Source organism: Clostridioides sp. ES-S-0001-03 (assembly GCF_020676075.1).
Taxonomy (GTDB): domain Bacteria; phylum Bacillota; class Clostridia; order Peptostreptococcales; family Peptostreptococcaceae; genus Clostridioides.
In genome coordinates, this window is the sequence record NZ_JACVWJ010000016.1 from 1 (window position 1) to 25,270 (window position 25,270).

Consider the following 25,270-nt stretch of genomic DNA (forward strand, 5'->3'; position numbering starts at 1 on the left):
TTTCTTTGACTAATTGTTTTCTTAAAGTATTCATAAAAAATCTCCTTTACGACATTTGATTATATTTAAATCATTGCCATAAAGAAGATTTTTATTAACCTTGAAGCACAAATTATTTTACATTACCTTATATCTTATATAATTACTAAAACTCATACAAGTTTTAAGTATACATACTGATGTGTCTATCCTATTTTTTCAATACTCTCTTTTAATATACTTACACGATTACTTTCTTTTGCTGTGACTTTTCCCTTTTTAATGTTTAGTTTTTGATTTTGTTCTAAATTAGTAAATACTACTGGGCTTATTGTTGATAAACCATTTTTTTCAATATATTCTAAATCCATATTAACCAGTTTATCACCCGATTTAACTTCATCTCCTACATTTACAAATACATCAAACCCATTTCCTTCTAAGTTTACAGTCTCTATACCTAAATGTATAAGTACTTCTACTCCAGTTTTTTTAGATTTGATTATTATTGCATGTTTAGTTGGAAATACAACTCCAATAGTTCCATCTACTGGTGAATAAATTAATCCATCATCAGATTTAATTGCAAAACCATCGCCCATTAATTTACTTGAAAATACAGAGTCTGGAACTTCTTCTATACCTAAGATTTCTCCATTTGTCAATGAATAAATTTCTTCTTCCACCAAAGTATTACCTATATTAGTGTTTTCTGTGTTATTATTTTTTTCCATTTTCTTTTTATCTATATTTTTAATATCAGTATTTTCAATCTTTACTTTTCCCTCTATTATATCTTTTATATTAGATTTTATTGCATCTGATTTTGGACCAAATATAGCTTGGACATTGTTTCCAATAACCATTACACCTGCTGCTCCAAGTGATTTCAACTTTTCTTTATCCACTTTATCTATATCATTTACAACTAATCTAAGTCTTGTTATACAAGCATCTAAACTTTTTAAATTTTCTTTATTTCCTAAAGCTATTAGTATTTCTGATGCTAACTTATCTTTTGAAATCTCACTAGTCTCCACATTAGACTCTGATTCATCTTCTCTTCCTGGCGTCTTTAGGTTAAACTTTCTTATCATAAATCTAAACACACTATAATATAATACTGCAAATCCAATACCTACTAAAATAGCTAGATACCATGTAGTTCTATTAGGAAGTACACCAAATAGTAAGAAATCTATTAATCCTCCTGAAAATGTGAATCCGATTTTAACTCCTAATAGTTGCATTACTGCATATGATAAACCTGAAAACAAACAATGTACTACAAATAATGCTGGTGCAACAAATAAAAATGCAAACTCTATTGGTTCAGTTATTCCTGTTAAAAAAGATGTAAGTGCAGCTGATACCATTATTCCTGCTACAAATTTTCTCTTTTCTGGCTTTGCTTCATGTACCATAGCAAGTGCTGCTGCTGGAAGACCAAACATCATAAACGGAAACGCCCCTGTCATAAAAGTACCTGCTGTGAAATTTACTCCATCTTTAAGTTGAGCAAAGAATATCTTTTGGTCACCCATTACAAGTTCACCTGCTTTGTTTACATATTCTCCAAATTGATACCAGAATGGATTATGGAAAACATGATGTAAACCAAATGGTATTAATAACCTTTCTAAAGACCCTTCCATAAATGCTGCTAATGTTTGATTTGCTTCTATAACATTTTTTGAAAAACTAAGTAATCCTTCTTGTATTGGTGGCCAAATAAATGATAATATAATTCCTATTACTATTGCTGTTAATGATGTAACAATAGGCACAAATCTTTTACCTGCAAAAAAACCTAAATATTGAGGTAGTTCAATTTTATAAAATTTTTTATAAAGATAAGCAGCCACTATGCCTATTATAATACCACCAAATACACCTGTTTGAATTGTTGGTATTCCAACAATACTTGCATACATAGAGTTATCTATCATATCTTCTGTGACACCTGCCATAACACCCATAGACGTATTAAGGATTAAAAAACCTACTATAGCTGCCAATGCTGCTACACCTTCGCCTTCGGTTAGACCCACGGCTACACCAACTGCAAATATAAGTGGCAAGTTATTGAATATGATTTGCCCTGAACTTTCCATTATACTTATTATAAGTTGGAATGTAGGATTTGCTAGTGCTGGAAAATGAGCAAGTAACGCATCTCCTGCTAAAGCATTACTTACACCAAGCAATATACCTGCTGCTGGAAGTAATGCAACTGGTAACATTAAAGATTTTCCTACTTTTTGTAAAACACCAAATATTTTTTTCATTTACTTCTATCTCCTTATTATTTTATATTTTTTAAATAAAAAAGACTTAAGTTTATAAAAAATTACACTAGTAACTTTAATCCTAAAAATAAACCTCATGTTAATATAAATAAACCTATATCAACCTAATTTTAGAATTAAAAATAAACTGTTATAATTTTCTTATAAACCTAAGTCTTGCCTGCATTATCAGTAACAATCTTAATGTTTTAAAATTATTATATTGCTATTAAATTTTACATAATATCTTAAACACCGATATTGAATTTATATTTATTTAGTATGTTTATCATGAATTCAACACAGATATGACTCTTTTAATATGTAGTGTTAAATATAATAATTCATCTTGACTTACATAGTACTCATAGTTTTTCTCTACATGTGTCTTTATTTTATATGCACAATTATAGTCTTTTTCATACTTTATCTTGATTATATCTACAATATCATTATTAGTATCATTGAGTTCCTCTCTTTTTACTAATCTATTTGCAAAAAATTTTAAGTGTGTAAGAAGTCTATCATAATTTATATCATCTTCTTTAAACTCAACTCTATAATAATATCTTATAATATTTAGTATGTCTTTTACAATTTTAGTAATTAACAGGGATTCCTTTGAACTGCCTTTATAATTTGAATTTACTATGTGCATAGCTATAAATCCTGCCTCATCTAAAGGAAACTCTACATTAAATTCTTTATTTATATAATCTACAGCCCATTTTCCAATCTCGTATTCTTTTTTGTGAATTCTTTTTATTTCATGTAGTAAATCATTTTTTATATTTATATTTTCATGATATCTTTTAATTGCAAATGCAATATGGTCAGTAAGTGCTACATATATGTACTCATAAAGTTCAGTATTTAAAATGCCTTCTGCATGAGCAATTACCTCTGTACTCACTTCAAAAAACTTCTCATCAACCTGGCTTGCTAATTTTCCAATTTTATCTATAAAACTTTCATCTTGTGTTACAAAGGTTCTTTCAATTTTACTTTTATCTACTTCTTGACCTTTCTTTTTTTGAAATCCTATTCCACATCCTGTTAGTATTAATTCTTTTTTTTGGTTTTCATCTAAAACTAACACAACATTATTATTGTAAATTTGTTGAATAATCATAATCAATATCTCTCCCAAAATACAATTTCCCTTATTCATAAAAAAACACCTAAATTAAGATACAATTCACCTGTATATCCTAACTTAGGTATTGCCTGCTTCCCAGTAACAATCCAATTTGTTAACGCTCATAAATATTGTATTCAATTTATAGCTTTATTCTATTATAAATGGATATCTATGTCAAGCAATTATTGAAAACTGTTTCCTATTTTTTAGTACCAATAAAATTTAAATCCTATACAGTTTATTTTTTTCATTCTATCATCATCATTTCATCATAGAGAATATTTTCCAATAGTTCTTTAGCTACGTCTCTTGATATTTGTTTGGTTTCAACTAGTTGTTGAATACTATCTCTTTCACTTTGTATTGCCATTAATCTATAGTATACTACTTTTGCTTCAAATTTCTCATCATTATGAATTTTTCTAGTTAGCCAATTTAGATAACGATTATAAAATCTAATTACTATTAATGATTCATGCCTATTATCTTCATTAATATTTTTATTTATAAATGATATAGCTGTCTTTGTAGAAAGTGCATATGCATGGTGAAACTCTTTAATTAGTTCCTTATTTTCAGATATTATTTTTGTAATCTTTTCTTTTACTTCTGTTTTTACCTTTCTATCTATAATCCACATACTTATTTTTAATTTTACAATCTTAAATATTGATTTTTGGACAGATTTTCTCGATTTTGTAATATAAAATCTATATAACTCAAATGCTCTACCAGAAATTTTTCCATCATTCAATAATTTATGAACAGCTATTAAGCCTTGATTATCTGCCTCTGCAATCATCATATTTATAATTTTGTTATCTGGAATATTTAATATACCCTTTTCTAAATCTACTAGCTGCTCATTTAAATCATGTATTACTGGCTGTACCTCTTGCGCTTTTTCATTGCTAAGTTTTAAAATAGCTTCTTTTAAAATTAATTTATATGCCTCTCTATCAGACAATAAGTCTTCTGACTTTTGTACATTCTTTTTTAATAGTACTGGCAATAAAACTGTTGCGAGTAATAAACTTATAAGTATGACTTCTGATGATATAAACAAAACAATATCTCTCATTGGAAACATATCTTTATTGTCTAGGTAAAATGGTATAGATAGAGCAGTTGCAAGTGTAAATGTACCATGAACACCACAAGTAGCAACTATTAATGAATATTTCCATCTAGAAGTATCATCTTTTTCAAATTCTTCATTCTTAAATCCTAAAAAACCTGTAAAGAAATTATTTAAAGGATTTTTCTTGATTTTTATAAAAGAACTGTGCCATAAATACACCCATATAAATCTTATAATAAATAATATAACTACAATTAAAATAGCAATAAAAGTTAAATTTAATGCTATATCTTCGTTGTTAGTGATAATTCCTTGATATATACCTGGCAACAAAAAACCAAGTAATGTAAAGACAAACCCATTCAGTACATACTCCAAAACATACCATGTATTATCTGATATTATTCTCAATTTAGTCGTTGTATTTTGTAAATGTTCTTTTTCGATTCCATGGGCTATACCTGCCATTACAACTGCTAAAATTCCGGATACTCCTAGCTCTTCTGACACAAAATACACAAAAAGTGGAGTCGTTATCTGTATTACTATTACCATTGGTATTTCTTCTAAATTCCACTTGTGCAAATTAAGTCTTATTTTTATGATTATATATCCTAAAATACTTCCTACTATTATTCCTCCAAATGCAGTAATCAAAAATTGAATACTTGCTTCTTTTATTGAAAAAAAGCCTGTAACGGTAGCAAGTACTGCAACTTTAAATGCCACTACCCCTGCAGCATCATTTAATAGCGATTCTCCTTCAAGTATATTCATCATATTTTTAGGAAAATCTAAACCTTGTGTAATTGATTTTACTGCTACTAAATCAGTTGGAGATATTACTGCTGCCAAAGCGAATGAAACTGATAGTGGCATTTCAGGAATAAGAAAATGTATAAAAATCCCACCTGCAAATACTGTTGTTAAAACCAGTCCAAATGCAAGAAGTAAAATTGGTCTTCTAAGTTCTAATAATTCTCTTCTTGATACATTTTGACCTTCACTAAATAATAGTGGAGCTATGACACATATTACGAATATATCTGGACTAAACGAAAAGGAAAATTTAAATGGTAAAATAGACAATAAAACACCTAATACAATTTGATAAATTGCAAGAGGAATATTGCTCCATTTTTTACTAAGTATAGTTGAAATTATTGTACAGACCAACAAACCTAATAAAGTTACTAAAATTGACATAGCTACCTCTCTTTTCAATATATAATTTATAGATTAGACTTATATATTAACTATCTTAATATTGATAGTATTACACTTTACATGTAATTATAAAATATTTACTTTAATCTATTATTCTTATTATATACGCCAAATTTAGTTTTGAAAACCTCTACATTAAGTGACATGCAACCATATGATTTTTTGAGATTTCCTTTAAAGCTGGTACTTATATTTTACATATTTCCTTACAATAAGGACATCTTGTATGGAACTTACATCCAGATGGTGGGTTTGTTGGAGATGGAATATCTCTCTATGATACTACTACTAAACTTCAAGAACCTAGGTTAAAACATATTTTTGGTACAGATGAACTAGGAAGAGATTACTTTGCTAGAGCACTTTATGGTGGACGAATTTCACTTAGTGTTGGTATCTTATCAATGCTTATTTCTATAGTATTTGGTACTGCTGTAGGTGTTATTAGTGGCTATATTGGTGGGAAACTAGACCAGTTCTTGATGAGATTAGTAGACATGCTTATGAGTATTCCAAGTTTTTTAGTTTTAATTGTATTAAATACTTATCTAGCTCCTAAGGCTTCTATAAAGAAACTATCACAGTTGCTGGTTCATTAAATATTGCAAATGCTATCTTAACTGAATCTGCACTTAGTTTTTTAGGACTTGGTATACAGTTACCTCTTGCATCATGGGGTAACATGTTTCAAGATGCTCAAAGACATATTTTTGATAAGTTATATTTAGCTGTATTTCCTGGCTTACTTATCTTCTTAACAGTTATGAGTTTAACTATAATAAGTAAAAAGTTCTCTAATAACACTTGATAATATCAATACTTTAAAATAAAAATACAAAATATTTTACAGTGAGTGTATAAATACACTCACTGCTTTTTATATATTTCAAAATAAAAATTTTATATATTATAGAATTTAATGAAGTTATATATTAAGTAACTTTAATAACCTTCTAAATTATTTATATATTATATAAAATTTATTTTCCCTTAATTAATATGTAGTTGAAAAACTAATAGTTTATTGTAATTGAACTTAATTATTTTATCTATGATTTGTTATTAAAATAACAAATCATAGATTCTTTTTACTAAAGAAATCTATAATAAATTTAAATACATGTTCATCTACATGACTATAACGCTCTTTTTTAGGTCTACATAACACAACCTTCCATGTGATAGGGTCATTAAATGGTTTTTCTATAATTTGACTATTTTCAAAAAAATCGTGTACTGGTGATGGTAAAATAGTTATAAAGTCAGAATTTGTAGTTGACAACAACAAGAAATCCCAAGAACCAGACATAATATACCTCTTAAGTTTAACTTTTTCATCAGTAAATTTTTGCATTAATTTATGATGTATCATAAATGTAGGATTAAATATTGCAAGCAGTTCTTCATTTAAATCATTCCAATCTATTTTATTTTTCTTTGCGAGATGATGATTTATATTTAAAAATGCTGTAAGTTCGTCTTCTTGAAGTACATGTTCTGTTACTACACTCCTATCAATTTTATGTGGATGTAAAAGAACTGCATAATCTAATTCCTGCAAAATAAGCATTCTACTTAAATCGTATGCCCCCTTCTCTACTATATCAAATTCTATGTCTGGATTGTTTGCAACTAATTGTGCAACTACATCAGAAAAAGCTATTCCAAGTATAAGTGGTGGTATTCCTATTCTAACTTTCCCTTTAAACTGAACAGAATCTTCTCGCAAATCCTCCATCATATTTTTATATTCATTTATAATATTTTCTGCATTTACATAAAATCTTTCTCCTGCTGGAGTTAAGCCATTTAACCTGCCTTTATATCTCTCAAATAAATACACATTTTCATTTTCTTCAAAGGTTTTTATAATTTGACTTAAGGCTGGTTGAGATATGTGAAGAGTTTTTGATGCAATTGATAAATTAAAACCAGATTTCACTATTTCAACAAAATATTTTAACTGTTTTATATCCATTTCAAACCACCTTTCTTACAAGTATAGTTGATATTAATATTTTTTCTTATAAGAACATTTTATAAGAAAAGCGAAATAATTTCATTAATATTTTAACAAAATATTCCTATATATATATTCTAAATTTTTATCCTATAAATTTTCCTTATATGTTGTATAAAAAATTAGACTTAGACAAAACACATTTTTAGCCGTAATCTATAGTTAGAAAGAGGAAAACCTAAGGCATTAGGAATAAAAATAATTAAACTACTTAAAAACAAGTTTGTATTATAAGTAATTTATTATAGTGTTCTTCAAAGTTTTTTATTCAGAAAATTTCAAATAATCATTCAAGGAGGAACTATTAAATATGAAAGATGTAGTAATTGTATCAGCAGTAAGAACACCTATAGGAAACTTTGGTGGCGTATTTAAAAATACTTCTGCTGTTCAACTTGGAGTTGTAGCTGTTAAGGAAGCTATATCACGTATAAAACTTGATTTATCTGAGATAGATGAAGTGATAATTGGAAATGTTCTACAAGCAGGTCTTGGACAAAATGTTGCTAGGCAAATTGCCATAAACTCAGGTATACCAAGTTCTGTACCAAGTTACACAGTAAATAAATTATGTGGCTCAGGACTTAAAAGCATTCAACTAGCAGCTCAATCAATTATAGCTGGTGAAAATGATGTAGTAATTGCAGGTGGTACTGAAAATATGAGTCAATCACCTTACATTATTCCTACTGCTCGTTTTGGTAGTAAAATGGGCAATGTTACTATGGTAGATAGTATGCTAACAGATGGTCTTATAGATGCTTTCAATCAATATCATATGGGAATTACTGCCGAAAATGTTGCTGATAAATTTGGAATTACAAGGGAAATGCAAGATAAAATAGCACTAGAAAGCCAAAATAAAGCTGAAGAAGCTATAAAAAACAATCGTTTTAAAGACGAAATTGTTCCAGTAGAAGCTGCGATAAATCATAGAGAAATTAAAACTATTGATACAGACGAATATCCTAAATTAAGCATGACATCTGAAATACTATCCAAGCTTAAACCTGCCTTTAAAAAAGATGGTACTGTAACAGCTGGAAATGCATCAGGAATTAATGATGGTGCAGCAATGATGATACTAATGAGTCAACAAAAAGCAGATGAACTTGGGCTTAAGCCGCTTGCTACAATAAAATCATATGCATCATCTGGTGTAGAACCTGAAATAATGGGAACTGGTCCAATTCCTGCAACTAAAAAAGCACTAGAAAAAGTGGGTCTTAATATTAACGATATAGACTTGATAGAGGCGAATGAAGCATTTGCAGCACAAGCACTTGCAGTTAAAAATGAACTTCAAATAGATTCGTCTAAACTAAATGTAAATGGTGGTGCAATAGCACTAGGACATCCAATAGGAGCAAGTGGAGCTAGAGTACTTGTAACCCTTATTTATGAAATGCAAAAACGTAAAGTAGAAACTGGCCTTGCAACACTTTGTATTGGTGGTGGTCAAGGAATAGCGATGATAGTTTCACGATAGGAGGAAATATGAATAAAATAGTTAGCATTGATGAGGCTCTATCTCACATCAAAGATGGAGATACAGTAATGGTTGGTGGATTCATGGCCAATGGTTCCCCAGAAAATTTAATTGATTATTTATGTGATAAAGGTATAAAAGATTTAACATTAGTTTGTAATGATACTGGTTTTATTGACAAGGGTGTTGGAAAGATGGTTGTTAATAAGCAGTTCAAAAAGATAATTGCCTCTCACATAGGATTAAACAAAGAAACAGGAAGACAGATGAATGATAATGAAACATGTGTCGAATTAGTTCCTCAAGGAACTCTTGCTGAACAAATTCGTGCAGCTGGTTATGGCTTAGGTGGAATACTAACACCAACTGGCATTGGTACTCTTATAGAAGAAGGAAAGCAAAAGATTGTTGTCGATGGTAAAGAATATCTTCTTGAAAAACCAATTCATGCTGATGTTGCTCTTTTATTTGCTTCAAAGGTAGATAAAGCAGGTAACTTAGTTTACAAAGGTTCTATGAATAACTTTAATAATTTAATGGCTTCAGCTGCTAATATTACAATAGTCGAAGCAGGCGAAATTGTTGAAATAGGTGATATCGACCCAAATGAAGTTACTACACCAGGTATTTTTGTGAATTACATCGTTGAAGGAGGTAATTTATAATGGATAAATTAGAAATACAAGAATATATTGCAAACAGAGTCTCTAAGGAATTAAAGGATGGAGCTGTTGTAAACCTTGGTATAGGCTTACCAACCAAAGTAGCCAATTATATTCCAGATGAGGTAAACGTTATTTTACAATCTGAAAATGGATTTCTAGGTCTAGGACCAGCTGAAAGTGGAAATTCAAGTGATGAAACTATTGTAAATGCTGGTGGTCAGCTAGTTACTATCCTTCCTGGAGGTTGTTTTTTCGATAGTGCCACTTCTTTTGGAATAATTAGAGGAGGTCATGTAGATATAACTGTTCTTGGAGCACTCCAAGTTGACAAATATGGTAACATAGCAAATTATATGATTCCAGGTAAAATGGTTCCTGGGATGGGTGGAGCTATGGATTTAGTAACTGGAGCAAAAAAAGTCATTGTAGCAATGGAACACACTTCAAAAGGTTCAGCAAAAATATTAAATAACTGTACTCTCCCACTTACTGCAACCAATGCTGTAGATTTAATTGTAACTGAGATGGGAGTTATAGAAGTAACTACAGATGGACTCCTTCTTATAGAAATAAATCCTATCTTCACATTAGACGAAGTTCTTTCTGCTACTGAAGCACCTTTAATATTGTCAGATTCATTAAATAAAGAGGCATCGATTATTTAAAATTAATCAAAATTACATCAGAAAATAAATTTAAAAGATGTAAAATATTAATACAAAAAATTAATATAAAAATAAAATTAAATTGGAGGAAATAAAAATGGTTAAAGACAAAGTTGTATTCGTAACAGGAGCTGCAAGTGGAATAGGTAAACAAATAGCTGAATCATTCTTGAAGAATGGTTCTAAGGTAGTATTCTCTGATATAAATCAAGAAGCGCTAGATAAAGTTACATCAGAATTACAAAAAGAAGGTTATGATTGTGCAAATGTAAAGTGTGATGTAACTAAAGAAGAAGAAATTAACCATGCAATAGATAAAACTATAGAAAAATATGGAAGATTGGACATACTAATAAATAATGCTGGTCTTCAACATGTTGCTATGATAGAAGATTTCCCAACTGATAAATTTGAATTTATGATAAAAATAATGTTAACAGCACCTTTTATAGCTACTAAAAAAGTATTCCCTATAATGAAAAAACAAGGATTTGGTCGTATAATAAACATGGCTTCAATCAATGGTGTAATTGGATTTGCTGGTAAAGCTGCTTACAATTCAGCTAAACATGGACTTATAGGTCTAACAAAAGTTGCTGCACTTGAAGCTGCTGACTCAGGTATAACAGTTAATGCTATATGCCCTGGATATGTAGATACTCCACTTGTTAGAGGTCAATTTAATGACCTATCAAAAACTCGTAATGTACCACTAGAAAATGTATTAGAAGAAGTTCTATATCCACTTGTACCTCAAAAACGTCTACTAGATGTTCAAGAAATTGCTGATTATGCAATGTTCTTAGCTAGTGATAAGGCTAAAGGAATTACAGGACAAGCTTGCCTACTAGATGGAGGATATACTGCACAATAATTATTACATATTTAGGACTTGAGGAATTTATTCTTCAGGTCCTTCTACTAAGGAGGGATATTTATGAGTATTATCGCACCAATTGGTATAATTATTGGTATTATAGCTATTATATATTTTTCAGTTAAAGAAATTCATATAACTATAGCTGCTCCAATAGCAACTTTGATAGTTGTTCTCTTAAATAAAATGGATGTTGTGACATCAATGCTGGGTGCTGACAAAAATAATTATATGGGAGCACTTGGAAACTATATAATGAGTTACTTTGCAATATTCTTGTTAGGTTCTATACTTGCCAAGTTTATGGAGGAAAGTGGAGCTACTGTATCTATAGCTGATTTTATTCTAAATAAATTTGGTTCTAATCACCCTTATAGAGTTTTAGTGGCTATATTTATAGTAAGTTTTATATTAACATATGGTGGAATAAGTTTATTTGTAGTTATGTTTGCAGTTATTCCACTTGCAAGAACTCTATTTAAAAAACTTGATATTTCTTGGAATCTTATTCAGATACCTCTTTGGCTTGGAATTGCAACAATTACTATGACTATGATTCCTGGTACACCAGCTATTCAAAATGTTATTCCTATTCAGTACCTAAACACATCTCTTACTACAGCAGCTATACCAAGTATTGCAGGAAGTATAGGTTGTGCTGTATTTGGTCTAGTATACATGAAATATACTTTAAACAAGAGTCTTAGGAAAGGAGAAACTTATGCAACTTACACTTCAGATGTAGAAGAAGAATCTTTAGATAGAGAGTTACCAGGATTTTTTGCAAGTATTTTTCCTCTATTGTCACTTGTAGTCATAGCAATATCTGGAAGCACTTTTGGTTCAGAGTTTATGAAAAAAAATGTAATTTACATAGCTTTAATAGTTGCAATTGTTTTATCTGCTTTTCTATTCCGTAAATTTTTATCATCAAAAATACAAACATTGAGTATTGGTGCTAGTGGTTCTATAGGACCTATTTTTGCAACATCTTCTGCTGTTGCATTTGGAGCTGTAATAATGGCTGCACCAGGCTTTGATATATTCAGTAAACTTATCATGTCAATACCAGGAAGTCCACTTATAAGTCTTACTGTTTTAACTTCAACAATGTCAGCAATAACAGGCTCCTCTTCTGGGGCTTTGGGAATAGTAATGCCGAACTTTGCAGATTATTATCTAAGTACTGGTATGAACCCAGAGTTAATCCATCGTGTTGCTACAATTGCTTCAAATATATTAACAATAGTACCTCAAAGTGGTGTGTTTCTTACATTCTTGAGTTTATCTAAATTAACACATAAAACTGGTTTTAAAGAAACTTTTATTGTGGTTGCAGTTGGTTCATTAATAGCAGAAATCATTGTAATTACATTAGGATTACTAATGTATTAAACTAAATCAAACTACAATTTATTATATAAAAAGTCATCTATTTATGATAGATGGCTTTTCTATTTTCAAGAATCTAATTAAAGATACTTTTTTTACTGATTTTCAAAGTATATATTAAATAAATATCACTAACTATAAAAAAAATTTACCACAACCAGAATTTTACATCATAGAATTATTATAAAAACACTATTTCTTCTAAAGCAGTTATGCCATACTATGCAGATTAATGATGAAAATTATCAAACATCATAAAATATACCTATTTATTCCAGGTATATTTTATTTACATATCTTTACAGTAAAAAAACACTTGATTCTATGTTAGTATAAATGCACGGGTACCCCCTACACTAAAGGTTACAATTTAGTAACATTTTTAGAATTTTTAGATTGAGAGGTGTTTATAATGAGAAAAAATATACCAACAAAATTAAAAACTATACTAGCTTTAGGAGTGTTAACCTTAGCAACAGCTTCCAGTGCTGTTACTGCAAGTGCTTCGTCACTTGAAAATAATATGAATATAAGTAATAAAAATTTAGTATATACTAATGCTAAATTTAAGTTTTCAGCAAAACCAAATTGTTCTGTAAAACCAGAACTTAAACCTGACAAAGATAATTCTTGTAAAGATAAGAATCACAATGACAAGAATTGTAATATTACTAACAAGCCTAATGGCAACAATAATTCAGGTTCTACTAATAAACCTGAGGATAATAATAACTCAGACTCTAATAAGCCTGAAGATAGTAATAAACCAGAGGACAATAAACCTGAGGACAACAACAATTCAGACTCTACTAATAAGCCTGAAGACAATAATAACTCAGAATCTAATAAACCTGAGGACAACAACAATTCAGACTCTACTAATAAGCCTGAAGATAATAATAACTCAGAATCTAATAAACCTGAAGATAATAACAATTCAGGCTCTACAACTGGAAATTTTTCAGCTTACCAAAAAGAAGTTGTTGATTTAGTAAATGTAGAGAGATCTAAAGCTGGATTAAATCCACTTACTCTTGATGCTGATGTATCAAATGTCGCTACAAAAAAATCTCAAGACATGATTGACAACAACTACTTTGCACATAATTCTCCAACTTATGGTTCTCCATTTGACATGTTGAAAAAGTTTGGGATAAGCTATAAAACAGCTGGTGAAAATATAGCAATGGGACAAAAAACACCAAAAGAAGTTGTAAATGCTTGGATGAATTCTGAAGGTCATAGAAAAAATATATTAAATCCAAATTACAGTAAAATAGGTGTTGGAGTAGCACAAAAAAGTGGTGGTTCAATTTACTGGACACAAATCTTTGTAGGATAAAATACTCTTTTTCTATATATACAAAAAGAGTATCTCAAGATGATTTTTAAAAATCATAAATGGGATACTCTTTTGTATCTATACTATTATATAGTGTTTTATCTTTAATATATTTTTTATACTAAATATAGATTCTTTTAAAATGATAGATTTAAAGCTAAATCACAAAACTGAATACTTATATTTGAATATAAAATATAAATTCCTATATTATAAATATTATTTAATAATTAAATAATTTAAAAATCCATTAAAAAAAAATAAAACCTTCCTTTTAGTGCCATTAGACTTCTTTCTAAAATCAAACTTAATGCTTCTAATTTGCGTTTTTTCTCCTCTTTATTCCAAGAAAAAATACCTGGGTCAAGTAAAAAAGTAAAAACAGATAAAATTATCTCTGATACTTCTAAAGTATATTCACATTTAAATATGCCTTCTTCCACTCCTTGTTGAAATATTTCTGCAACAATAGTAGAAAGTGAAGTAAGTATTTCTGCAAGAGATTTTTCATGGATTGAAGCATTAAATTGTTGATGAAGATATTCATCAATTGAAGATTCAACTGTTGATGTTATATAACTTTGAAATAATAACATCAGTTTTGAAAAATTATGTGGCCTATACTAGTAATTGTATATTATAGATTAACAAAAAAAGAAGAAAAAGACATGATAAATGAATTTGGAAACAATTATATTATTTATCGCAACAAAACAGGTATGTTTCTTCCTAAAATACTCCTAAAAAACATAGACAATATACCGAAACAAAATCTTAATTCTCACAGTTTGATATAAATAAAAAAGGGATACTATTTTTTAATAGTATCCCTAATTATTATCAAATCATATCTTAAATAAGCATTATAATATTTTAATTATTATTCAGCTAATTTTTTGTATCCTTCGTATCTTTCTTTAGCATCAGCTTCAGCTTTTGCAAATAATCCATCAGCTTCTTCTGGGAATTGTTTAGCTATAGCAGAGTATCTTACTTGTGCAAGTATGAAATCTCTGAAGCTTGCAGTTGGTTCCTTAGAATCTAAAGTGAATGGGTTTTTACCTTCAGCTTTTACTTCTGGATTGAATCTGTATAAATGCCAGTATCCGCAAGCAACAGCTTGTGCTTCGTTAGCTACAGTTCTTCCCATACCTTCTTTTAATCCATGGTTTATACATGGAGCGTAAGCTATTATTAAAGATGGTCCATCATGTTTTTCAGCTTCTAGAACAGCTTTGATAAATTGGTTTTTATCAGCACCCATAGCAACTTGAGCTACATATACGTTTCCGTAAGTCATAGCCATCATACCTAGGTCTTTCTTTCTAGATTGTTTACCTGCTGCAGCAAATTTAGCCATAGCAGCAGCTGGAGTAGCTTTAGAAGCTTGACCTCCTGTATTTGAATATACTTCTGTATCAAATACAAGTACATTTACATTTTCGCCAGATGCAAGAACATGGTCTAATCCACCGTAACCGATGTCATATGCCCAACCGTCTCCACCTAGTATCCATTGAGATCTCTTAACTAGATAATCTTTTCTATCTCTTATAGCTTTTACTAATTCTTTAGCTTTTTCATCTGTGCAATCACAAGCTGGTTTTTCTAATAATTCAACAACTTTAGCACTTGCTACTTTAGATGCTTCTCCATCATTTCTAGAATCTAACCATTCTGTAAATACTGCTTTAGCATCTTCACAGATATCCATAGAAACTAATTCTGTCATAGCATCTACTATTTTTCCTCTTATTTGTTTAACAGCTGTGTACATACCAAATCCGTATTCAGCATTGTCTTCAAATAAAGAGTTTGCCCAAGATGGACCTTTGCCTTCATGGTTACAAGTATAAGGAGTTGAAGGTGCAGAAGCTCCCCATATAGAAGAACATCCAGTAGCATTAGATATCATCATTCTATCTCCATATAATTGTGTAACTAACTTGATGTATGCAGTTTCTCCACATCCAGCACATGCTCCTGAGAATTCCATTAATGGTTGTCTAAATTGACTTCCTTTAACAGTGTTTGCAGGCATAACATCAACTTTTGGAGCTACCTCTTCAGGATTTACTGCAAATGCCCAGTTATCTAACTCTGTATCAAGTTGAGTATCTATTGGTTTCATAACTAAAGCTTTTTCTTTAGCTGGACATATGTCAGCACAGTTTCCACATCCTGTACAATCTAGTGGACTAACTTGGATTCTATATTTTAATCCTTCTAATCCTTTACCTAATGCTTTTTTAGCTTCAAATCCTTTTGGAGCATTAGCTAATTCTTCTTCTGTAACTAAAACTGGTCTTATACATGCATGAGGGCATATAAAAGAACATTGGTTACATTGGATACAGTTATCCATTACCCACTCAGGAACATCAACAGCTATACCACGTTTTTCATAAGCTGAAGTACCACAAGGGAATGTTCCATCTTCTATACCATTGAATGTACTTACTGGTAAGTTATTACCTTCTTGTGCAGTCATTGGTCTTAATATATTTCTTATAAATTCTGGTTCTTTAACTTCTTCTTTATCTGCATCAACAGCATTTGCCCAAGAAGCTGGAACTTCAACTTTAACTAAAGCATTTATTCCTGCATCAACAGCAGCATAGTTCATGTTAACTATCTTTTCACCTTTTTTACCATAAGCTTTAACTATAGAATTTTTTAAGTATTTAACAGCATCTTCTTCTGGTATTATTTCAGCTAATTTAAAGAATGCAGATTGCATTATCATGTTTATTCTATTTCCAAGACCTATTTCTTGTCCTAGTTTAACAGCATTAACTGTATAGAATTTTATATCATTTTTAGCTATATATTGTTTCATATGAGCTGGTAAGTTTTCTTCAATTCCTGCTTGGTCCCATATAGTGTTAAGTACAAATGTACCACCTTTTTTAAGACCTTTTAATAAATCATATTGATAAACATATGATTGTTTATGACAGGCAATATAGTCAGCCTCATCTATTAAATAAGTAGCTCTTATTGGAGTATCACCAAATCTTAAGTGAGACATAGTTATACCACCAGATTTTTTAGAGTCATAATCAAAGTAAGCTTGAGCATATTTTTCAGTGTGGTCACCGATTATTTTTATAGCTTGTTTGTTAGCTCCAACAGTACCGTCAGAACCTAATCCCCAGAACTTACATCTTATAGTTCCTTTAGAAGCTATTTTAATTGATTCAGATGGAGCTAAAGAAGTATTAGTTACATCATCAACTATACCTACTGTAAATCCATTCTTAGGTTGTTCTGAAACTAAGTTATCAAAAACAGTTTTTATATCTGAAGGAGTAGTGTCTTTTGAACCTAATCCGTATCTTCCACCTATTATCATAGGAGCATTTTCTTTTCCATAGAATACATCACGTACATCTAAGTATAATGGTTCACCAGTTGAACCTGGCTCTTTAGTTCTATCAAGTACACATATTCTTTCAACAGTAGATGGCACAGCATCTAAGAAATGTTTCATTGAGAATGGTCTATATAAATGAACTTTAACTAAACCATATTTTTCTCCCTTAGCATTTAAGTAATCTATAGTTTCTTCTATTGTTTCTGTTACAGAACCCATAGCAATTAATATAGATTTAGCATCTTCTGCTCCATAGTAATCAAATAAACTATGTTTTCTACCTGTTAAATCGCTCATTTTTTCCATGTATTTTTCAACTATACCTACTATATTTTGATAGTATTTGTTAGAAGCTTCTCTAGTTTGGAAATATATATCTGGGTTTTGAGCAGTACCACGAGTAACTGGGTGATTTGGAGATAAAGCATTATCTCTAAATGCTTGAACTGCTTCAAAGTTTAATAAACTTGCATAATCTTCATTTTCTAATAATTCCACTTTTTGGATTTCATGTGAAGTTCTGAATCCATCAAAGAAATGTATAAATGGTAATTTACCTTCTATTGCAGCTAAATGTGCAACAGGTGCTATATCAGCTACTTCTTGAACTGAACCAGAAGCTAATAATACACATCCAGTTTGTCTAGCAGCCATAACGTCTTGATGATCCCCAAATATTGATAAAGCTTGAGATGCTAAAGCACGAGCACTTACATGGAATACTCCTGGTAATAACTCCCCTGCAACTTTATACATGTTAGGTATCATTAATAATAAACCTTGAGATGCTGTAAAAGTAGAAGTTAAAGCTCCACCTTGTAAAGAACCGTGGAATGCTCCTGCTGCTCCTGCTTCTGATTGCATTTCAACAACATTAACTTTTTGTCCAAATATATTTTTTCTTCCTTGTGACGCCCATTCATCAACTACTTCAGCCATAGTTGAAGATGGTGTGATTGGGTATATAGCTGCTACATCTGTAAATGCATAGGCAACGTGAGCTGCAGCTGTATTCCCATCAAGTGTTTTCATAAACTTAGCCATAATATGTATCCTCCTTGATAGCTACAATTGTACTTGTTTATAACAAGTCTATTTTTTTATATTTACATATAATTTACACAACAAAAATATAAACACACATAGTCGCGCAAATACTCTATCTTCTAATATAATACTACAGATTTGATAAAATTCCTTTGAAAATTGTAAATTAATTACATATTTAAGTAGATTTTTTTTTAAATTAAATATGTTAAGTTTTTTTCATAATTTTGTATACAATATATAATAAATTAAGTTAGATTTTTCAAACTTTTTTATCTATTTGCATATATTGGTATTAGGAGTAAAAGAGCCTTCTTTATCATATATAAATTTTATATATCTAATTTTACCATATTATATCATATTTTTGTAAGTTTTTATTATAATTTTCATAATACCCCTTTATATTATAAATTAATCTGATAGATTAAATTTATAATATAGAAATTTATTACATTAAAAAATATGCTAGTAAATAAAATATTCACTAGCATAAATTTCATACATAAAACTAATCAACTATTAATTCTACTAAATCTCCATTTTTAACACCTGCTGCATTTCCTTCTTCCATGTCAACATGCATTTCTAAATTAAAGCTATCACTAGCTCTTACTAATACATTTTCAAATACTAATGCTCTTGGTCCAGATGTTTTAACTTTTACTATTTGTTTATCAGTTACACCAAATTTAGCAGCATCTTCATTGCTCATATGTATATGTCTAGAAGCAACTATAACTCCTTCTTTCATTTCAACTTCTCCAGCTGGTCCTACTAATTTAACACCAGGAGTTCCAGCTATATCACCAGATTCTTTTATTGGAGCTTTTACTCCTAATGGGAATCCATCTGCTAAAGAAATCTCAACTTGAGTTTGAGGTCTAGCTGGTCCTAAAACTCTAACTCCTTTTAGAGTCCCCTTTGGACCGACTAAATCAACTTTTTCTTCACAGGCAAATTGTCCTGGTTGAGATAATGGTTTAAATTTAGTTAATTCATGACCTGCTCCAAATAATACGTCTATATCAGCTTGACTCAAATGAACATGTTTATTAGATAATGCTATTGGTAATTTCATTGAAATTCCCTCCTTTAATTATTTTTAAATTATTGCAATACAATTATACATAATATTACTTACAAAATCAAATTATATTGATTCAATATAAACTTTTAGACTCTTCGACAGAGTGTCTTTAAACTCTTGATTATCTCTGTAGGGTATATTATCTGTATTGTTTAAATATATATTGTGTAAAAGTTTAGTATTTATACTCTTAAAGAAAAAGTCCATAACTATTTGCCCACCTTTAAATTGTGAATCATAAGGTTTACTACCTCCTACTGCAATGTACATACCTATACGCTTTTTATTCCTATCAATTGAAGGCTTATTTAATATATACTTACTCGCATAGATAGCTTGAGTTCTATCAACAACAGTTTTTACTTTAGCTGATATTGAATCAAAATGTACAGGACTTATTACTATAGTTCCTTTTGATTTATCAAACATTTTATATAAAGGTTTCATATCATCATTAAATTTGCAATACCCTGTCTTATTACAAAACCCACATGCTGTACAATATTCAATATACATATCATATATATTGAATATTTTACTACTAAGTCCACTCTCTTCTAATTTAAGTTTTATTTCATTTGCTATAAAACTACAGTTTCTATTATTTCTCGGACTTCCATTTATTATTATAATTTCTGGACTTTCAAGTTCTATTTTATTATTTAAATCCATAATCAATCTACCTATCCTTTAACATAACAATTAAAATATCATCATCATAATTATCTTTTGATGAAAAGTTTCTTAAATCTAATTTTAAATTTTCTACTATCAACTGGTGATTTAATCTAAAATTTTCTTTTAAAAAGTTTTCTAATCTATCTATACCATATTCTTCTTTTGATTTATTTTTTATTTCTAAAATTCCATCAGTATACATACATACCATTGCATAATCTTCCATTGAAAGAGTATTGTTTTCATATGTTGCATCTTCCATTACCCCAATAGGTATTCCCTTTTTACAATTTAAGTTAGTTTCTATTGTTCCATCTTTTTTTACAACTACAGGGCTATAGTGTCCTGCATTAGATACTGTAATCATATTTTCTTTAATATCTATAAGTCCAATCAAACAAGTTGTAAATACTCCCATCTTGTCAAATTCATCATATAACATACTATTTAAATTTGTCATTATTTCTTGTGGTGTCTTATACTGATTACATAACACTTTAAAAGCACCTTTTATCATTGCAACAACATAATTCGAAACCATTCCATGACCCATTACATCAGCAACAATATAAACTATGTGTTCAGAATCTACTTTTGTAGCATAGTAAAAATCTCCACCTACTACTCTTGCTGGTTTATGATAAAAATAAAGTTCTTTTTCATCATTACAATCCATTTTACCTTTGTCCATAATAAGTTGTTGCTGTTTATTTAATACATTTAACTCATTCTCAAGAACCTTGTGCTTTACTTCTTTTTCATTGTGCTCATATAACTGCATACCAACCAAAACCTGTTTAGATAATATACTAAGAATATTTAAATCATCACTAGTGTAGTTTTTGCTGTTTGCACAAACAATGCATCCTATAGTCTCATTTTTATCTTGGAGTTTGTAATATATATAACTTTCCAAGTTTATCCCTTTTTGTGAACATGGTTTTAAATTATTTAAATATCCTCCTAAGGATTCTTTATTTACAAACTTGTCCAACATAGGATATAAATTTGTTTTCTTCTTATGCTCTGTATTATAACAGCTAAATATCTTATCTTTATTATCATGACCTGTTATAATTATCAAAGCTTCTTTACTATTAGTGATATTACACGCCTGTTTACTTAAGTTTTCTAAAAATCCATCTATACTTTTATTGAGATATAATTTTTTAGTAGCTTCATTTATAGCACTTATTGAACCTCTTAATTTATCAACCAAAATTTGTACATTATTATTTTTATTAGTTATTTCTATTGATAAACTTAAGAGAGATGCAACAGAAGATATAAAGTCTATATCTTGTTCTGTTAGAAAATCTTCTTCTGTCAAAAAGCAAGTCATAAATCCAACTACTTCATTATTTATGATAAAAGGAAAAACTATTCTACCAATGTAACCTTCAGATTTTGCTAAATCTCGTTCCCCTTCTGCTCTAGAATCTTCAAATACATTTTTTACATATATTATCTTTTTCTCATTTACAGCTTCATGTATATATTCTGGATATGTGTCAAAATCAATTTTTGCACCTTTAAGACTATTGATTGGAAAAATTTGAGGTACATATTCTAAAGTTTGTGAACATACTAAATAGGCATATTTAGAATCATTTTTATAAAATAGATTTACACATGCCTTTGTAGGGTGAACAACCTCTAACATTTTTTCTATTATTTTATCTTTTATATTAAAAAAATCTGTAGATTCAGTCACCATAGCAGATATTTCCACTAAATTCTTCATTTTATAATTGCCATTAGTCATACTCAATTTCTCCCCCTATATATTAAACTATTTATTAGTATTTTAACATACATTCTTTATAGTAAAAACAAAAACAACGACAAAACTAAGAACTAATATCCAGTTAAATCCTGTCAATATTCCTATAAGAAGTAATGTAATCAATGCATTTAGACCTGTTCTTCCCTTTTCATCCATAAAAGTTATCTTAGAGATGTCGATATTATTTTTTACATTGTTTATATGTTCCTTCACTTGTTCTTCCATATTTCTCTTATAAAGAATGTATACCACTCCAACTAAAAATACTCCTATACCTAATATCCAATTTAGATTAAATGCTACAATAAGCAGTATTGAACCAAAAACTAACTTTAAAAGTTTAAAAAACACACTGTCTATCTTTAAAGTTATATTTCTGATTTCTTTACATTCATCCCTTAATGAATATCCACTTGAATCTAAGTTATTAATCTTTGTTTTTACAATTTCAGAATAAAAAAGTTTTATTATCCCATTTAGCATTTTCATCACTCCTAAATATTTTACATATATTTGTAAGTTTTACAATTATAATATTTTTTATACTTGGTAATAATAAAAAATAACAAATATTTTATAATTTAGTATTTATTGTAAATAAATTATTAAAACTTTATAGACTAAGTATAAACTTTTCAAAATAAATATTCTTACAATTAAAAGGAAGTGTTTTTGTGCAAATAGAACAACTCGATTTAGAAACAAGAAATAAAATATACTGCTATACAAAAAAAATTCTTAGAAAATACCAAAAAGGTATTATATCTGGAAAATTAACAGCAGATAAATTTGCAGATAATATATTATCTCAAGATTTTATAAATAGTATACTTGATGAAAAAATAATAAGTGAATATGAATTTAAGTTATCTTATATAGACTATATTGAAACTTTAATAAAAATACAAAATGAAAATTTGTCTAATTCAAGAAAAAAATCTACTAAGTCTATAAAAAGTTTTAATATCACTCAAATAATTCAATTGAAAAATTTATTACATGATACTGGTTATAATCTATCAATTCCATACAAGTACCTGACTCCTAAGGATATAGAAGGTATTATTACACTTATCAATACTGGGTCTATTGAACTTGGAAATGAGAGAATATATAATTATATATCAAAAGCATAATAAAATAAATTTATTATAAAAAGGCAATTTATTTAATATAAAATCTATTTTTTTATATTAAACAAATTGCCTTTTTAATTTTTATTTCTATATGATATTATCCAAGAGCTTTTTCTAATTTAGATAAGTGTTGTATTGGATAATATTTTAATAGTTCTTTAAACTGTTCTACTGATAATCCTTCTGTTGTCGTATATATTCTTATTTTTTCATCTAAATCACTATTAATAAATTTATTTTTTAAATCTTCAAAGTTTACACTACTCATTTTACATCACTCCTTATGTAATATATTCATTTGTACTATTTTATCCAGATTTCTAAAATTTATTACATAAAAATATCGACATATAAAACTTAATAAAAAAAAGCTATCTCAATTTAGAAATTACTTTCTATATTTGAGATAGCTCTAGCTATAACAATAGCCTAATAGTTATAAATAATTATTTATTAACTATCTGTTGTTTTTTCCAGCCATTTGTTGTTCAGCCATTTCAACTAATTTTTTAGTCATGTATCCACCTACATAACCATTTTCTCTTGCAGTAAGGTTTCCTTTATCAACTTGTTGATAATTACTCATACCAAGTTCATTAGCTATTTCTAATTTCATTTGGTTTAAAGCTTCTTTTGCTCCTGGTACTACTGTTTTGTTGTTGTTATTGTTACTTGCCATGTTGATTACCTTCCTTCTGTTTAATTTATTTTGTGTTGCTGATAATATTATGTGATTTTAAACATTTTTAATTCAGGTAATTTTTAGCAATTAAAACCTGCCAAATATCCAGTCGAAAAAGCTATTTGCAAATTAAATCCTCCTGTGTACGCATCTATATCTATTACTTCACCAGCAAAAAATAAACCTTCTATCAATTTTGATTCCATTGTACTTGAGTTTATCTCATTCACTTTTACTCCACCAGAAGTTATTATGGCTTCGTCAATAGGTCTATATCTTTTTACTGTAAATTTCAAATTTTTTAGTAAATGAACTAAATTTTTTCTTTGTTCTCTAGAAACTTGATGAACAACTGTATCTGGAGAAATCTCACTTAAATTTATTATTATAGGTATAAGTTTTTTAGGAAGCAAGTCATCCAATGCTTTTTCAAATTTTTTATTTGTATATTTTTGAAAATCTTTTTGAACTCTTTTATCTAATTTTTCTTCATCTAATGCAGGTTTTAAATCCAACAGTATAGTATAATTTTCTTTAGTTGTATCTTTCATCCTACAGCTTGCAGACTTTATTATAGGTCCATCTAAACCAAATTTAGTAAATTCAAGTTCTCCAAAATCATTATACACTTTCTTTTTTTTACTATTAAACACACTTATTTCAACATTTCTTAATGATAATTTTTCTAAATCTTTTACAAAACCTTCTTGAACTTCCATACCAATCAAAGATGGTTTTGTATCTACAATAGTATGACCCTGCGAAATAGCAAATTTATATCCATCACCAGTAGAACCAGTAAGTGGATAACTTAATCCACCCGTTGCTATTATGACAGAATCACACTTGATTTCTTTTTTATTGCTTAGAACTACTTTTTCAATTTTATTATTTTTAGATATTATTTTTTCTACCTTAGAGTTTAATAATATATTTACTTTTTTGCTTCTTACTTGTTTTTCAAGAGCTTTTACAACATCAAACGCTTTATCGCTTTCTGGAAAAACTCTTTTTCCTCTTTCTGTTTTAGTTTTTACTCCAAGATTATTAAACATACTTATTACATCATCATTTGTAAAAGTGTAAAAAGCACTATATAAGAATTTACCATTTGTAGGAACATTTTCTATTAATTCTTCTATATCACAATCATTAGTTATATTGCATCTACCTTTTCCTGTTATTGCAAGCTTCTTGCCTAACTTATGATTTTTTTCAATTAAAGTTACATCAAACCCTCTTTCAGATGCAGTTGAGGCTGCTATCATCCCTGCTGGTCCACCGCCTATTACTACTATTTTCTTCAAAT

At 28.9% G+C, this 25,270-nt stretch carries 21 protein-coding genes and 1 pseudogene; 8 read left to right on the forward strand and 14 right to left on the reverse strand.

What is annotated here, in order from left to right; genetic code table 11:
• Positions 1-185: 185 nt before the first annotated feature.
• The 4 genes and pseudogenes from ptsG to IC174_RS21490 all read right to left on the reverse strand — a co-directional run.
• Entirely contained in the window at positions 186-2,267 is a 2,082-nt protein-coding gene (ptsG, locus tag IC174_RS19620) for a glucose-specific PTS transporter subunit IIBC (protein WP_227483782.1), read from the reverse strand.
• Positions 2,268-2,556: 289 nt separating this feature from the next.
• Entirely contained in the window at positions 2,557-3,399 is an 843-nt protein-coding gene (licT, locus tag IC174_RS19625) for a BglG family transcription antiterminator LicT (RefSeq protein ID WP_227483783.1), read from the reverse strand.
• A gap of 256 nt (positions 3,400-3,655) precedes the next feature.
• Positions 3,656-5,695, reverse strand: coding sequence for a cation:proton antiporter (locus IC174_RS19630; RefSeq protein WP_227483784.1), 2,040 nt, complete (start codon positions 5,693-5,695; stop codon positions 3,656-3,658).
• 208 nt (positions 5,696-5,903) lie between these two features.
• Positions 5,904-5,987: pseudogene (locus IC174_RS21490) on the reverse strand (hypothetical protein); the annotation flags it as partial.
• Positions 5,988-6,120: 133 nt separating this feature from the next.
• On the opposite strand from IC174_RS21490, the gene IC174_RS21495 reads away from it, so the two are divergent.
• A complete protein-coding gene (locus IC174_RS21495) occupies positions 6,121-6,315 on the forward strand; it encodes an ABC transporter permease subunit (RefSeq protein ID WP_227432395.1) in 195 nt (64 codons plus the stop codon).
• A 476-nt stretch (positions 6,316-6,791) separates the two neighbouring features.
• Here IC174_RS21495 and IC174_RS19640 read toward each other — a convergent pair whose 3' ends face one another.
• Positions 6,792-7,694, reverse strand: a complete 903-nt coding sequence (locus tag IC174_RS19640) for a LysR family transcriptional regulator (RefSeq protein ID WP_227432394.1) — start codon at positions 7,692-7,694, stop codon at positions 6,792-6,794.
• A gap of 352 nt (positions 7,695-8,046) precedes the next feature.
• Here IC174_RS19640 and IC174_RS19645 point away from each other — a divergent pair, with 352 nt between their 5' ends.
• The 6 genes from IC174_RS19645 (at position 8,047) to IC174_RS19670 (ending at position 14,166) form a co-directional block, all read left to right on the forward strand.
• Positions 8,047-9,225, forward strand: a complete 1,179-nt coding sequence (locus IC174_RS19645; RefSeq protein ID WP_227483785.1) for an acetyl-CoA C-acetyltransferase — start codon at positions 8,047-8,049, stop codon at positions 9,223-9,225.
• Positions 9,226-9,233: 8 nt separating this feature from the next.
• Positions 9,234-9,890: a CoA transferase subunit A gene (locus tag IC174_RS19650; protein WP_227483786.1), complete on the forward strand. Its 657-nt coding sequence runs from the start codon at positions 9,234-9,236 to the stop codon at positions 9,888-9,890.
• Complete coding sequence (locus IC174_RS19655; protein WP_227483787.1) at positions 9,890-10,555, forward strand: 3-oxoacid CoA-transferase subunit B; 666 nt, start codon at positions 9,890-9,892, stop codon at positions 10,553-10,555. The genes IC174_RS19650 and IC174_RS19655 overlap by 1 nt, the downstream gene beginning before the upstream one ends.
• 97 nt (positions 10,556-10,652) lie before the next feature.
• Entirely contained in the window at positions 10,653-11,429 is a 777-nt protein-coding gene (locus tag IC174_RS19660; RefSeq protein WP_227483788.1) for a 3-hydroxybutyrate dehydrogenase, read from the forward strand.
• Between the two features lie 63 nt (positions 11,430-11,492).
• Positions 11,493-12,827, forward strand: a complete 1,335-nt coding sequence (locus IC174_RS19665; RefSeq protein ID WP_227483789.1) for a GntP family permease — start codon at positions 11,493-11,495, stop codon at positions 12,825-12,827.
• A gap of 409 nt (positions 12,828-13,236) precedes the next feature.
• The gene (locus IC174_RS19670) at positions 13,237-14,166 is read left to right on the forward strand and encodes a CAP domain-containing protein (RefSeq protein ID WP_227483790.1); all 930 of its coding nucleotides are present in this window, start codon (positions 13,237-13,239) and stop codon (positions 14,164-14,166) included.
• 239 nt (positions 14,167-14,405) lie between these two features.
• Here the strand turns inward: IC174_RS19670 and IC174_RS19675 are convergent, their stop codons facing one another.
• The 6 genes from IC174_RS19675 to IC174_RS19700 all read right to left on the reverse strand — a co-directional run bounded on the left by IC174_RS19675 (position 14,406) and on the right by IC174_RS19700 (position 22,626).
• Positions 14,406-14,762, reverse strand: a complete 357-nt coding sequence (locus IC174_RS19675; protein WP_227483791.1) for a hypothetical protein — start codon at positions 14,760-14,762, stop codon at positions 14,406-14,408.
• A 284-nt stretch (positions 14,763-15,046) separates the two neighbouring features.
• The gene (gene nifJ / locus IC174_RS19680) at positions 15,047-18,586 is read right to left on the reverse strand and encodes a pyruvate:ferredoxin (flavodoxin) oxidoreductase (RefSeq protein WP_227483792.1); all 3,540 of its coding nucleotides are present in this window, start codon (positions 18,584-18,586) and stop codon (positions 15,047-15,049) included.
• A gap of 514 nt (positions 18,587-19,100) precedes the next feature.
• Positions 19,101-19,670, reverse strand: coding sequence for a phosphate propanoyltransferase (gene pduL / locus IC174_RS19685; RefSeq protein ID WP_227432385.1), 570 nt, complete (start codon positions 19,668-19,670; stop codon positions 19,101-19,103).
• A 72-nt stretch (positions 19,671-19,742) separates the two neighbouring features.
• Positions 19,743-20,351: a flavodoxin family protein gene (locus tag IC174_RS19690; RefSeq protein WP_227483793.1), complete on the reverse strand. Its 609-nt coding sequence runs from the start codon at positions 20,349-20,351 to the stop codon at positions 19,743-19,745.
• Between the two features lie 7 nt (positions 20,352-20,358).
• Positions 20,359-22,122 carry a GAF domain-containing SpoIIE family protein phosphatase gene (locus IC174_RS19695; protein WP_227432383.1) on the reverse strand — a complete coding sequence of 588 codons (1,764 nt, stop codon included), beginning with the start codon at positions 22,120-22,122 and terminating at the stop codon, positions 20,359-20,361.
• A gap of 42 nt (positions 22,123-22,164) precedes the next feature.
• The gene (locus IC174_RS19700; RefSeq protein WP_227483794.1) at positions 22,165-22,626 is read right to left on the reverse strand and encodes a hypothetical protein; all 462 of its coding nucleotides are present in this window, start codon (positions 22,624-22,626) and stop codon (positions 22,165-22,167) included.
• Between the two features lie 191 nt (positions 22,627-22,817).
• Here IC174_RS19700 and IC174_RS19705 point away from each other — a divergent pair, with 191 nt between their 5' ends.
• Positions 22,818-23,279 carry a hypothetical protein gene (locus tag IC174_RS19705; protein WP_227432381.1) on the forward strand — a complete coding sequence of 154 codons (462 nt, stop codon included), beginning with the start codon at positions 22,818-22,820 and terminating at the stop codon, positions 23,277-23,279.
• A 97-nt stretch (positions 23,280-23,376) separates the two neighbouring features.
• Here IC174_RS19705 and IC174_RS19710 read toward each other — a convergent pair whose 3' ends face one another.
• The 3 genes from IC174_RS19710 to IC174_RS19720 all read right to left on the reverse strand — a co-directional run bounded on the left by IC174_RS19710 (position 23,377) and on the right by IC174_RS19720 (position 25,268).
• On the reverse strand, positions 23,377-23,547 hold the full coding sequence (locus tag IC174_RS19710) for a hypothetical protein (protein WP_003416012.1): 171 nt from the start codon (positions 23,545-23,547) through the stop codon (positions 23,377-23,379).
• Positions 23,548-23,736: 189 nt separating this feature from the next.
• The gene (locus IC174_RS19715; protein WP_227432380.1) at positions 23,737-23,958 is read right to left on the reverse strand and encodes an alpha/beta-type small acid-soluble spore protein; all 222 of its coding nucleotides are present in this window, start codon (positions 23,956-23,958) and stop codon (positions 23,737-23,739) included.
• An 83-nt stretch (positions 23,959-24,041) separates the two neighbouring features.
• Positions 24,042-25,268, reverse strand: coding sequence for an NAD(P)/FAD-dependent oxidoreductase (locus IC174_RS19720; protein ID WP_227483795.1), 1,227 nt, complete (start codon positions 25,266-25,268; stop codon positions 24,042-24,044).
• Between the last annotated feature and the right edge of the window lie 2 nt (positions 25,269-25,270).